Origin of the sequence: Rossellomorea sp. SC111, from assembly GCF_024733565.1 — a bacterium.
GTDB lineage: Bacteria > Bacillota > Bacilli > Bacillales > Bacillaceae_B > Rossellomorea.
This window is the reverse complement of record NZ_JANIOC010000011.1, coordinates 1-12,931: the sequence shown is the minus strand read 5'-3', so window position 1 is coordinate 12,931 and position 12,931 is coordinate 1. Positions and strand designations below refer to the sequence as shown.

Genomic DNA, 12,931 nt, shown 5'->3' with positions numbered 1-12,931 from the left:
ACCTCGAGGGGCTAGCCGCTGGAGCTGGACAAGAAGAAAAGCGGAAGCGGCTTGAACAGCCCCGACAAGCATAAGGCAAGTCCACCGGAAAGGCGCCTTTTGCCTTTTTGGTGGGCTGGACTTATGACCTCGAGGGAACAGGAGGCGGAGCTGGACAGAAAGAAATCGGAGCCGACTGATCAGGCCATCCGGGCAAGTTAACGATCCAAACATGCTATTTTCCTAAACTTTCTATTATTACAAGAAAATCAGAATCTCCACTCAGAGAGGTGAACAAGATGTTCCAATACACCATTCGTCGATTATTACAGCTTATTCCTGTTTTACTGGGAATGACCATTATTGTCTTTTCGATTATTCGTGCCATTCCGGGAGATCCCGCTCAGGTCATACTGGGGCAGCAGGCAACGAAAGAAGCCGTTGCAGCATTAAGGGATCAGCTCGGTCTCGATAATGCCTGGTATATCCAATACATTGATTATTTAAAAGGCCTATTGACCGGAGATTTGGGAAGTTCCCTGCGAACGAAGACGGAAGTTTCATCGGAAATTTGGCCATATTTAGCTGCAACTGCGGAACTTGCAATCGTGGCGATCATCATTGCCGTCGTCATCGGAGTGAATGCAGGCATTATCAGTGCATGGTTCCAAAACTCCTGGTTCGATTACACCGCCATGATTCTGGCGCTTATCGGGGTTTCCGTACCGATATTCTGGTTAGGATTGATGGGACAATGGACATTCGGGATTCAGCTTGACATTCTACCGACAACTGGCAGGGAAAATATTCGGAATCCTGTAGACTCCATTACAAACTTTTATATTATAGATACCATCATGCAGGGGCGATTCGACCAGCTTGGTGAGGTTCTGAAACACATTATCCTTCCTGGTATCGCACTTGCAACTATACCGATGGCGATCATCGCCCGCATGACCCGCTCCAGTATGCTGGAAGTCATGCGTTCAGATTATATTCGAACTGCACGTGCCAAAGGATTGAAAATGTTCTGGGTCGTGTATAAGCACTCATTGAAAAATGCTATCATACCCGTTCTGACGGTCATTGGTTTACAGATGGGTCTTCTTCTGGGGGGAGCAATCTTAACAGAAACAATCTTCGGCTGGCCGGGAATAGGTCGTTATATCTATGAAGCAATTAACTATCGGGATTACCCAGTCGTTCAATCCGGAATACTGGTTGTCGCCACAATCTTTGTCACGATTAACTTAATTGTCGACTTACTGTATGCGGCTGTCGATCCACGAATTAAATACAACTAACATCAATGAAGAAAGAGGTGAACTCTCATGGCAGAATTAGCAGAACCGCAAAAGGAGCTTCATCCTTCTTTGGAAGAAGAAACGGTCTCTCCCTGGAAGGAAGCCTGGAAAAGCTTCACAAAGAATAAAATTGCTTTAGTCGGATTTTGTATCGTCCTTTTCTTTGTCGTTTTAGCTATTGCAGCACCACTCATTGCACCACAGGGGATCAATGAACAGGATTTATCGAAAAGGTTGCAGGCACCGTCCTCAGAACATTGGTTAGGGACGGATGACTTTGGAAGGGATATTTTATCAAGGATCATCCATGGGGCGCGTATTTCATTATGGGTCGGTTTCTTCGCCGTCATCGGTTCTTCCGTGGTCGGAAGTTTACTTGGGATCGTAGCGGGTTATTATGGCAGATGGGTCGATACAATCATTTCCCGTATCTTTGACATCATGCTTGCATTCCCTAGTATCCTGCTCGCGATAGCGGTGGTGGCAGCTCTTGGACCGTCACTCCGAAATGCTTTGATTGCCATCGCCATCATCAATATTCCGAATTTCGGTCGACTCATCCGTTCACGGGTACTGAGTGTAAAGCAGGAAGAGTACGTCATGGCTGCAAAAGCTATCGGGATGAGCGATGTTCGGATTCTATTCAGTCATGTGCTCCCGAATAGTATGGCTCCGATCATCGTACAGGGGACACTTGCCATTGCGACTGCCATCATTGAAGCGGCAGCACTTGGCTTCCTTGGTCTTGGAGCTCAGGCGCCAGAACCTGAATGGGGAAAAATGTTGTCCGATGCAAGGCAGTATATGCTGGAGGCACCATGGACGATGATCTTTCCTGGACTTGCCATCATGCTGACTGTGTTAGGATTCAACCTGATGGGGGACGGACTTCGGGATGCGCTTGATCCAAAAATGAAAAACTAACTAAAAACGGAGCAAAGGACATCATCCTTTGCTCCGTTTTAATTTATTCTTCTTCTTCCCCGATCATTACTTCGTTATCATCTTTATGATACGACTGAAAGCTTGTAATCAGTTTTTCCAAGTGCTCGAGATGCTCGTCGTATTCAAAAATGGCAGAGAAAATATGAAGCAGGTGAAAATTATGGATGTTTTCATCCTTTGTATGATGATTGACCTCTTCCAGCATGATCCTCATCAGTTCTTTACGGTGAAGGCAGACATCCTGCTGGGCTTCTGATTCTGCATGGGGATGCATCTTGCCTAGGAACTTCAATAGTAATTGCTCATGATAGGTCAGTAAACAATCAAGTTGATTTTTAATGACTCCCCGCAATTCGTCGGGCAATTGATAGATTTCATTTTCATAGCGGTTGAGGCGCTTCAGTATTTCAAAACTCCGATTGGTTGAGGAAATCATTTGTCTGAAGATCACGAGTTTCCGGCTTTTGACGATTGAATTTCTCTTGAAATAATCTCTTTCTTCTTTATATAGAAGATACAGTTGATCGACCTTTATCAATTTTTCTTTAATGCGTTCCAGGTCCTTTTTTAAAAGGTGGAACTCCGTTGCATGCCTCATGCTAAGCCTGATCCATTTCAGAATTTCCTCCGTTGAATCCGATACTTTATGATAAAGCTTGGTTTCGTATTTCGGAGGCAGGAAGACGAGATTCACGAGAAACGATGAGAAGACCCCGATCATGATCGTCGAGAATCGGATGAATGCAAACTGGATGAAGTCCTGATTCGTCACTTCCATGATTGCAATCATCGTCACCAGGGCAAGACCGATCGTGTTCTGCAACTTTAATTTCAGAATGATAGCAATGGCGATAACAGCAGCGAGACCCACAATCAATGGATTGCTTCCGAATAATAATACAAATATGACGGCAATCCCGGCACCGATCAGGTTTCCCTGAATTTGTTCGATAATGGATAAATAAGAACGGTAAATGGTAGGCTGGACGGCAAAGACCGCCGCGATTCCCGCAAACACCGGAGAAGGTATGCCGAGCAGCTGGGATACAAGTAAAGCTAATACAATCGCAATTCCCGTTTTAAGGATGCGAGCACCAAGTTTCATGGAATTAGAATCCTTTCTTGTGTAACGTATTAATAAACAATACTGTACTATACATGTACTTACAAGTAATATCAATAGGCAATTTTGAATAAGTTTTTACAAATTATGTACCTCTTTAAAAAAGGGGTTAAACAATCGTTCTCCCACAACTTTCATTGATATGCAAAAAGGAAGAAGATTAGTATTCTTTTTCAGAAACTAACTAAATCCATGGCCGCCGCTGCCAGATTTCCGTGCAAGACTTCGCTTTCCTCGGGCGTTCGGCTAGCCTCCTCGTCGCTGTCGCTCCTGCGGGGTCTCACCTATTCCGCTTTTCCCGTAGGAGTCTTCGTCTTGCACTCCAATCAACAGCTAGAACCGTTTAAATACACTTTATATCATTTAACAATAAACAAAAAATCCGAACGAATTCGATTTTCAATAAAGAATTTCGAAAGATCGTTCGGATTTCCTTTTGATAAAAACTGTTTTCCCTGCCTTTTTAACTCTGTTTACAGTTGTGCAAAGGCGCGGTCTACAGCTTGGAGTGTCACTTTGATATCCTCTTCTGTATGGGCCGTTGTCAGGAACCATGCTTCATATTTAGATGGCGCAAGGTTGATGCCCTGGTTAAGCATAAGTTTGAAGAACTTCGCAAACATCTCTCCATTCGTTGCTTCCGCCTGATCATAGTTCTCCACTTTTTCCGTTGTAAAGTAGAGAGTGAGGGCGCCTTTCAGCCTGTTGATGGATATTGGGGTGTTATGCTTTTCTGCTGCAGATAAAATGCCTTTTTCAAGCATTTCCCCGAGTTGATCTAATTTCTCGTATACACCGTCTTCTTTCAATACTTCAAGACAGGCAATTCCTGAAAGGATGGATGCGGGATTACCGGCCATCGTTCCAGCCTGGTAAGCAGGACCTAATGGGGCAACCTGTTCCATGATTTCTTTCTTCCCACCGTAAGCTCCGATCGGTAGCCCTCCGCCGATGATTTTTCCAAGAGCGGTCAAGTCCGGTTTCACCTTCAGCATGTCCTGGGCACCCCCGTATGTAAAGCGGAATGCCGTGATGACTTCATCAAAGATGACAAGGGAATTAGAGGCATGGGCAATGTCATTCACCTGTTCGAGGAAGCCTTCCTTCGGTTCCACGATCCCGAAGTTCCCGACGATCGGTTCCACAAGAACAGCGGCGATTTGATCTCCCCATTTCTCCATCGCTTCTTTAAATGGCTCGATGTCATTGAATGGAACGGTGATGACCTCCTGGGCAATACTTTTTGGAACCCCTGCAGAATCAGGCGTTCCCAAGGTGGACGGGCCGGAACCTGCTGCAACAAGCACCAGATCCGAGTGACCGTGGTAACAGCCTGCGAACTTGATGATTTTGTCCTTACCTGTATAGGCTCTCGCCACACGGATGGTCGTCATCACGGCTTCGGTACCTGAATTGACGAAGCGGACTTTGTCCATATAAGGCATTGCTTCCTTGATCATTTTCGCAAATTTCACTTCATGACGTGTAGGTGTCCCATAAAGGACCCCGTTTTCTGCTGCCTTCGTGATTGCTTCTGTGATATGCGGGTGGGCATGTCCCGTTATGATCGGACCGTAGGCTGCCAGGTAATCGATGTATTTATTCCCGTCCACATCCCAGAAGTATGCGCCTTTTCCTCTTTCCATGGCAACAGGTGAGCCGCCACCAACAGCTTTATAGGAGCGGGACGGGCTGTTTACACCTCCGACGATATGTTCCAATGCTTCTGTATGTAAAATTTCTGATTCAGTGAATTTCATGTTTTCCTCCCGGTAAAGTATATTTTGCTATGAACTACCCTTCTATTGTAGTACGGCCTTTTCCAATTTAGCAAATAAGGAATCAATGGGGACACTCATTTTTTAAGCAGACTGTTCAAATAGAGGGGCATCACTGTGGTACACTATTCTTTGTTTGTTAAAGAGAAATCTATTTTTTAGGAATCTAGGAGGACGCAAGATGAATGCAATTGAAGTGAATCATTTGCGTAAGGAATTCAAGGCATTTTCCAGCCGTTCGGGGCTGAAGGGGGCCTTCAGGGATTTGTTTACGCGTAATTATAAAGTCGTCCCTGCTGTGAACGATATTTCATTTAATGTGAAGCAGGGTGAGATGGTCGGCTACATCGGTGAAAATGGAGCGGGTAAATCGACGACCATCAAAATGTTGACCGGGATCTTGACTCCGACCGGGGGAGATATAACCGTAAATGGAATGAATCCTCACCGGGATCGTGAAAAATTTGTCCAGACGATCGGGGTCGTTTTCGGACAACGTTCACAGCTCTGGTGGGATATTGCCGTGCAGGAATCTTTTCAACTACTGAAAAAGGTGTATAAAGTACCTGACCAGCAATACAAAGAACATATGGATCATGTGATTGAAACATTGGATATCGCTCCGCTCCTCGACAAGCCTGTCCGTAAATTATCCCTGGGACAGCGGATGAGATGCGAACTTGCCGCCGCACTTGTTCACAATCCACCTCTTCTCTTCCTGGATGAACCGACAATCGGGTTGGATGTCCTCGTTAAATTGAAAATCCGTCAGTTTCTAAAGGAAATCAATGAGAAATACAACACAACCATTTTGCTTACGACCCATGATTTATCCGATATCGAAGCACTGTGTGAACGGGTCGTGATGCTGGATGAAGGAAAAATCATTTACGATGGTGAACTGAGTCGGCTGAAAGAAAACTGGGGAGATCAGAAAGAAGTCGTCTTTCAATTCCTGGATGGAACCTCTCTGGAGGCGTTATCCGACCTTACTAAGAATGAGAATATCTCCTGGTCTTTTGATGAGAAAAAGCAATCCTATGCTGCTATAACGGAAGCCGATGAAGAAGTCATCTCGCAGCTCATCACGAATGTCGTGGCAAATTTCAAAGTGAAAGATATGAAGATAGAAGAAACGACCACTGAGGAAATCATCCGCAACATCTATGAAAAAGGGGCTGTGACAAGATGATGTGTGGAATAAAAACCGTGAAAGGTCTGTGCGTGTTCGGGGTGAGGTATCATGGCTAAGTATATCGAAATGATTCGCATCCGGTTTCTGATGATGCTTGCCTACCGCACGAATTATTATAGTGGAATTTTGATTTACAGTATCAATATCGGTGCTTACTATTTCTTGTGGCAGGCGATTTACGGAGGCAAACAGGATATTGAAGGATTATCGATCATCCAGATGACGACATATGTAGCTGTATCGTGGATGGCCAGGGCCTTTTACTTTAATAATATCGATCGCGAAATTGCGCAGGAAATCAAAGAGGGGAAAGTGGCCGTCGAATTCATCCGGCCGTATAACTATCTTGGTATGAAAACGATGCAGGGACTCGGTGAGGGAGTCTTCCGCTTGGCGTTTTTCTCATTCCCCGGGATGATCATTGTGAGCCTGGTTTTCCCGCTTCAAATCGGGACAGGTTTTGACACAGTCGGTTTATTCGCGATTTCGATTCTATTCAGTTTCATCATTAATACTCAAATCAATTTGCTGACAGGGATCACGACCTTTTTCTTATTTAATAACGATGGTCTCATCCGGGCTAAACGGGTTGTCATCGATTTATTTTCGGGACTTCTCCTTCCGATTCACTTTTTCCCCCTGTGGGCTCAAAATGTGATGGAATACTTGCCGTTTCAGAGTATCAGTTATGTCCCGAGCATGATTTTCACGAGTGGTTTTTCGACGTCGGAAGCCTTCAACGCGATCATGATGCAGGGTCTTTGGTCGTTGCTTCTCCTCATACCAATCAAAGTGCTTTGGGTCATGGCCAAAAAACAAATGATCATACAAGGAGGGTGACCGATGTTTTATGTGAAGATGTTTTTTCAATACGTCGCCCAATACATGAAAATCAGACTGCAGTACCGGGCAGATCTGTTCGTAGAGATATTATCCGATTTATTATTTCAAGCTGTCAATCTCGTATTCATCTTAGTTGTTTTCGGTCACACACAGCTGTTGAGCGGGTGGACAAGGGATGAGATTATATTCATCTATGGATTTTTTCTTGTACCTTTCGCCTTGTTCAGTTCCTTCTTCAATATCTGGGACTTTAACGACCGGTATGTAGTGAAGGGGGAGTTCGATCGGATTCTGACGAGACCGATTCACAGTTTGTTTCAAGTGATATTGGAGCGAATGGAGCTTGAGTCCCTTTTCGGCGTCATTACGGGACTGGCGGTCATGTACTATGCAGGTGGCAGGCTTGATATCACCTTCGAATGGTATGAGCCGGTTTTATTCATCGTATTTGTCTTTGGAGGAGCCCTCGTCTACGCAGGGATCTTCATTGCTCTTGCAAGCATTGCGTTCTGGTCGGATGCGAAAACGTCCATCATGCCGATGATGTACAATATCGGGAACTATGGAAGATATCCTGTTGATATTTACAATAACGTGATTCGATTTGTACTGACCTGGATCCTTCCCTTTGCGTTCGTTGGCGTATATCCATCTGCCTTTTTCCTTGAGAAGACAGAATGGTATCCTTATTCCTTTCTCACTCCATTTGTGGGGATCGGATTTTTTATCTTTTCCATCGTTCTTTGGAATGAAGGCGTGAAAAGATACAGAGGAGCAGGTAACTAGAATTTTTCCCAAATGATAAGCGTACATATACTAAGAGACAAGCAGAAAAAGAGGGTATGTACATGCTTTATATCATCGGATTTTTTATACTGTTCTGCATGGCGATGAGTCTGCGGGCGTTATTTTATCCTTCAAGGTGGAAAGAACACCATGTTTCCCTTCATCATTTCCTCTATTTAGGGATGAGTTATATCACGATCATGATAGGATTTGGTCTATTATTTACACTTCTTGAGCTTGAGGGGATTCCGATTCTCGTTGAAGGGGGGGTCCCTATAAAAGGAGATTTTCTCGATCATTTTTTTACGACGATGTACTTTAGCGGCATTACCCTCTTTTCGGTAGGGTACGGAGACGTCACGCCAGTCGGGATCGGGAGGGGGATCGCCCTCATTGAATCCTGGCTTGGCTATACCATTCCGGCAGCCTTTGTCGTGAAGTCCTTCTTGCACTACGAGAACAAGTAGCGTATGGTTTGAGTTTTTCCTTCCTATTGGGTACGCTAAAGTCAGAACGATAACCATTAGGAGGGGAAAACATATGACAGTTGGTCAAAAAGCACCTGGATTTGAATTACTTGCAAGCAATGGAGAAAAGGTGAAACTTTCCGATTATCAAGGGAAAAACGTGGTCCTTTATTTTTATCCAAAGGACATGACGCCAGGGTGTACAACCGAAGCGTGCGATTTCAGGGATCAGCATGAGAACTTTGAAGATCTTGATGCCGTAATCCTTGGAGTGAGCCCGGACCCCGTCGATAAACATGAAAAGTTTGTAGACAAGCATGGACTGCCGTTCCTTCTGCTTGTGGATGAAGATCATAAAGTGGCGGAAGACTACGGAGTGTGGAAGCTGAAGAAAAACTTCGGAAAAGAATACATGGGCATCGAGCGTTCCACCTTCATTATCGATAAGGATGGAAACCTCTCCAAGGAATGGCGGAAGGTGAAAGTGAAGGGACATGTAGAAGAGGCTCTTCAGTATATTCAAGAGAACCTTTCCTAAGCCTATTTTGAAGCCTATTTTAATGGGTTTGAGGCTTTTGTCCATTCACAAAGGCTGTAAGGACATATAGTAAGAGTAGGGCAACCTCCTCAAATAAGTCAGTCTCATCCGTGTAGCAGGATCGACCAGGTCGATCCTCTTTTTTTATGCTCATGGGGATGCTCAAAGCTAGGGGGAATCCTCTCCTATATGGTAAAATAATAGGAAACAGGGATGGGAGGCAGCTACATGAAAATCATCTTTACATTTCAACCGAAAGAAGAGTTTGTTTCAGATTTAACGAATAGCTTCCCCGGGGTCGAGTTCCTTTTTTATAAAAAAATCAACCAAGCGGAAAGTGAGCTTCCCAATGCGGAAGTGATCGTCACGATGGGGGAAGATTTAACGAGTGATCATATTGACAGAAGCAAGAAATGCAAATGGATCATGGTCACTTCAGCGGGACTTGAAAAAATGCCTTTTGAAGCGATCAAAAGAAGGGGGATCCTCGTCACCAATGCAAGGGGAATTCACAAGACCCCCATGGCGGAGTTCACGATCGGCTTGATGCTTCAGCATGCGAAACAGCTTCAGTCAGTGTGGGAACAGGAGAAAGATGCCATATGGAGCAGAAGGTTACCTACCACTGAACTTCATGAAGGATCTCTTCTTATTCTTGGAGCGGGGGCCATTGGAGGGGAAATCGCCAGACTGGCAAAGGCGTTTCACATGAACGTAAGTGGAGTGAATTCTACCGGTTTACGCGGGGAGCATTTTGACAGTATGTTCACTTTGGATACCTTCAGGGATCAACTTCCGAAAGCCGATTACATTGTTTCGGTGCTGCCAAGTACGAGTCAAACCAAAGGAATATTGGACATTGATCATTTTGAACAGATGAAGGATTCAGCTGTATTCATCAATATTGGCCGCGGCGACCTTGTTGAAGAATCCATCCTTCTGGAAGTAATGAACAAGAAGTTGATTAAACATATGTATCTTGATGTATTTGATCAAGAGCCGTTGCCTGAAAATCATCCATTATGGAAAACGGAAGGCATCACGGTGACACCTCATCTATCAAGCGTTACAAAAAAGTACATGCCAAGGGCCTTTGAAATCTTTAAAAAGAATTTATCTACATATAGTAAGAAGAGGGAAAACTTTATTAACGTAATCGATATAGAGAGGGGTTATTAACATGAAAATTTATACGAAATCGGGAGACAAAGGGACGACTTCCCTGGTATATGGAACACGGGTATCCAAAAAGGATCAACGGGTAGAGGCCTACGGAACTTGTGATGAAGCGAACTCTATGATCGGTCTTGGTCTAAGTTATATCAAGGCTGAATACTTTGATGGTAAAGAACAGTTTGAGGAGTTCTTTCATAAAGTGCAAACGATTCTCTTCCATGTCGGGGCAGAACTTGCTACGCCTGCTGGAAAAGAAGTGAAATGGAAGCTTGATGAAACACATATCAAAGAGTTGGAAGATCAAATCGATTTCCTGGATGGATCTCTCACACCTCTCAGCAATTTCATCCTTCCCGGTGGTCAGCCGGCCGGTGCCGCCCTGCATACTGCAAGGACGATTGTCAGAAGGGCGGAAAGAGAGGCAGTAGGAATTGATGAAGACATCAATCCATTGGTCCTAACTTATCTTAACCGGCTTTCAGATTACTTGTTCGTAGCAGGGAGATACATCAACCAGCAGCTGGGGGAGCAGGAGAAAAACCTCCACGAGTAACAGGGTGAAAGATTGACAAAAGGGACCGTTGATTAGTACACTATTTATAAAGATTATAAAATGATAATTCTTATGAAAAGAGGTGCATGACGATGTCAGAAGAAGGACAATTGAAAGAAGCAATTTCGACATTGAAGGAAACGGGAGTCCGTATCACTCCTCAACGTCATGCGATATTAGAGTATCTCATTGATTCAATGGCCCATCCAACTGCCGATGACATATATAAAGCGCTCGAAGGAAAATTCCCTAACATGAGTGTGGCGACCGTTTATAATAATTTACGTGTATTCCGTGAAGTAGGTTTAGTGAAAGAACTGACATATGGGGATGCATCCAGTCGCTTTGATTTTGTGACGACGGATCATTATCATGTCATTTGCGATGGTTGCGGCAAAATCGTTGACTTTCATTACCCGGGACTTGATGAAGTCGAACAGCTGGCTTCCCATGTCACTGGATTCAAGGTGAACAACCATCGCATGGAAATCTACGGAACATGCTCTGACTGCTCTGTTAAGGAGACACATTAGATAAGAATGGTTCTAATTTGGGACCATTCTTTTATTTTTGCCTCAAAAAAAAGACCTTCCGTTGAAGGTCTTTTCTCATTCAGCTTTATCTTTTCCTTTTATTATAGTCCTCATCGAATTCTTCACCTTCAAGGTTCGGATCAAGGGTCAAGGGCTCGTTGCAGTACATGCACATATCTACTCGTCCAAGAACCTTGGTGACCTTACCGCAATTGGGGCATGTCACCTGTACAGCCTTCGTAGACAGCATCCCGATCCAGAAGTAGACAACCGTACTTCCGATGATTCCCAGAAAACCCAGCAGCATGAATGTTGTCATGACCCATGGATGTTCTCTAAAATATATACCGACGTACATAATGATAAATCCGATGAAAACTAAACTTAAGGCAAACGTACGGATTTTATTGATCTTACTTGAATATTTCTTAGCCATTTGTTTGTCCCTCCTAAAAAAATACTATACCATATTTGTTGACAGTAGAGGGATACGAAACCACTTTGTCGAAAAATGACTATATTCAGAGAAGGAAATCCCCTTTGAATGTCGAAATAGTAACCAACCAATGAGTGATGTGGAGGAGTATGAAATGGAAGACATTTTACGACCGATATACCAAGAGCGTACAAGTCACCCCAATACTTTAGGAGCGCTTCTAATAGAACAAAGCAAGAAGTCCAGTCCGTTGACGGATACTTTTGATATTGTCCTTTTCCTGATTGTGAAGGAAGCGGAAGAGCCGGTATTCATCAAGCATTATTCTTATAAAGAACAAAAGGCAGCGTTACATATCGTGACAGAAGCCAAGCTGAACGAGTGGATCTTACTTGGGACAAACCGGAAAGTGATCGATTGGTTGTTCAATGGGAAAGTCCTGTTTGATCGCAATGAGTTTATCCAGAATCTTAAAACCGAGTTACGAGACTTCCCTTTCTATGGGAGAAAGATCAAGATGGGCATGGAATTTGCCAAATTGATTCGCCGTTATATGGACGGTAAAGAATTCTTTGAAAGCAAACATTATTTGGATGCTTACAATCACATTGTCCACTCATTGCATCATTTAGCGAGACTGGCAGTCATAGAAAATGGTTTCCATCCAGAGGTAACCGTTTGGAACCAGGTCAAGCAAATAGAACCTGAGATTTATAAACTGTATGAAGAACTCGTTACCAGTGATGAAGAAATCGACAAACGGCTGGAGCTCTTGTTCTTGGCAAGCGAGTTTCTCATCCACTCAAGAACGAAGGTATCCACTGAACATCTATTGGACATCCTTGCCCAAAAGGAACACTGGACGTTCCAGGATCTTCTTAATCATTCAGAAGCAAGACACTACTCCGTGGATTTAAGTATGCTTATTGAATATTTAACGGATAAGGGATTTGTTGAAATCGTCGATGTAGAGACAAAAGGACAAGGGATTTATCACCGCTATTACCGTGCAACAAAATAATTATAGTAAAATATTAATTTTTCGTTGACTTCAATCTGCTACCTTGGTATATTAGTAAATGTCGCTGCTGAACGACGGCAACGAGCGGTCAGTGGCGACTTAAAAAGAACGAAAAAGTTGTTGACAATATGAAGGCAACTTGATAAGATAAAAAAGTCGCTTAAACGAAGCGCTTACACATTGAACCTTGAAAACTGAACAAAACAAGACAATACGTCAACGTTAATTCTAGATTTATTTTTAAAGAGCTATTC

General features: G+C 43.7%; 14 protein-coding genes. 11 read left to right on the top strand and 3 right to left on the bottom strand.

Annotated features, from left to right (window positions below; genetic code table 11):
• Window positions 1-278: 278 nt before the first annotated feature.
• Window positions 279-1,283, top strand: a complete 1,005-nt coding sequence (locus tag NQ095_RS14930) for an ABC transporter permease (RefSeq protein ID WP_258264262.1) — start codon at window positions 279-281, stop codon at window positions 1,281-1,283.
• A gap of 27 nt (window positions 1,284-1,310) precedes the next feature.
• Window positions 1,311-2,207 carry a nickel transporter permease gene (gene nikC, locus NQ095_RS14925; RefSeq protein WP_258264261.1) on the top strand — a complete coding sequence of 299 codons (897 nt, stop codon included), beginning with the start codon at window positions 1,311-1,313 and terminating at the stop codon, window positions 2,205-2,207.
• Between the two features lie 43 nt (window positions 2,208-2,250).
• Here nikC and NQ095_RS14920 read toward each other — a convergent pair whose 3' ends face one another.
• Together NQ095_RS14920 and NQ095_RS14915 are read right to left on the bottom strand one after the other, a co-directional pair.
• Window positions 2,251-3,333, bottom strand: a complete 1,083-nt coding sequence (locus NQ095_RS14920; protein ID WP_258264260.1) for an FUSC family protein — start codon at window positions 3,331-3,333, stop codon at window positions 2,251-2,253.
• Window positions 3,334-3,824: 491 nt separating this feature from the next.
• Window positions 3,825-5,111 carry a glutamate-1-semialdehyde 2,1-aminomutase gene (locus tag NQ095_RS14915; protein ID WP_258264259.1) on the bottom strand — a complete coding sequence of 429 codons (1,287 nt, stop codon included), beginning with the start codon at window positions 5,109-5,111 and terminating at the stop codon, window positions 3,825-3,827.
• Between the two features lie 199 nt (window positions 5,112-5,310).
• Here NQ095_RS14915 and NQ095_RS14910 point away from each other — a divergent pair, with 199 nt between their 5' ends.
• From NQ095_RS14910 to perR, 8 genes are all read left to right on the top strand, one after another.
• Window positions 5,311-6,321, top strand: a complete 1,011-nt coding sequence (locus NQ095_RS14910; protein ID WP_258264258.1) for an ABC transporter ATP-binding protein — start codon at window positions 5,311-5,313, stop codon at window positions 6,319-6,321.
• 51 nt (window positions 6,322-6,372) lie between these two features.
• Complete coding sequence (locus NQ095_RS14905; RefSeq protein ID WP_258264257.1) at window positions 6,373-7,164, top strand: ABC transporter permease; 792 nt, start codon at window positions 6,373-6,375, stop codon at window positions 7,162-7,164.
• Window positions 7,165-7,167: 3 nt separating this feature from the next.
• Window positions 7,168-7,953, top strand: a complete 786-nt coding sequence (locus NQ095_RS14900) for an ABC transporter permease (protein WP_258264256.1) — start codon at window positions 7,168-7,170, stop codon at window positions 7,951-7,953.
• Window positions 7,954-8,015: 62 nt separating this feature from the next.
• A complete protein-coding gene (locus NQ095_RS14895) occupies window positions 8,016-8,420 on the top strand; it encodes an ion channel (RefSeq protein ID WP_258264255.1) in 405 nt (134 codons plus the stop codon).
• 73 nt (window positions 8,421-8,493) lie between these two features.
• Window positions 8,494-8,958, top strand: coding sequence for a thioredoxin-dependent thiol peroxidase (bcp, locus tag NQ095_RS14890; RefSeq protein ID WP_258264254.1), 465 nt, complete (start codon window positions 8,494-8,496; stop codon window positions 8,956-8,958).
• A gap of 228 nt (window positions 8,959-9,186) precedes the next feature.
• The gene (locus NQ095_RS14885; RefSeq protein ID WP_258264253.1) at window positions 9,187-10,137 is read left to right on the top strand and encodes a D-2-hydroxyacid dehydrogenase; all 951 of its coding nucleotides are present in this window, start codon (window positions 9,187-9,189) and stop codon (window positions 10,135-10,137) included.
• A 1-nt stretch (window position 10,138) separates the two neighbouring features.
• Window positions 10,139-10,687 (top strand): cob(I)yrinic acid a,c-diamide adenosyltransferase, encoded by a 549-nt coding sequence (locus NQ095_RS14880; protein WP_258264252.1) that lies wholly within the window; start codon window positions 10,139-10,141, stop codon window positions 10,685-10,687.
• Between the two features lie 92 nt (window positions 10,688-10,779).
• Window positions 10,780-11,220, top strand: coding sequence for a peroxide-responsive transcriptional repressor PerR (perR, locus tag NQ095_RS14875; protein WP_371928721.1), 441 nt, complete (start codon window positions 10,780-10,782; stop codon window positions 11,218-11,220).
• A gap of 85 nt (window positions 11,221-11,305) precedes the next feature.
• Here perR and NQ095_RS14870 read toward each other — a convergent pair whose 3' ends face one another.
• Entirely contained in the window at window positions 11,306-11,656 is a 351-nt protein-coding gene (locus tag NQ095_RS14870) for a YgzB family protein (RefSeq protein ID WP_034762624.1), read from the bottom strand.
• 154 nt (window positions 11,657-11,810) lie between these two features.
• On the opposite strand from NQ095_RS14870, the gene NQ095_RS14865 reads away from it, so the two are divergent.
• Window positions 11,811-12,677 carry a nucleotidyltransferase-like protein gene (locus NQ095_RS14865; protein ID WP_258264251.1) on the top strand — a complete coding sequence of 289 codons (867 nt, stop codon included), beginning with the start codon at window positions 11,811-11,813 and terminating at the stop codon, window positions 12,675-12,677.
• Window positions 12,678-12,931 lie beyond the last annotated feature (254 nt).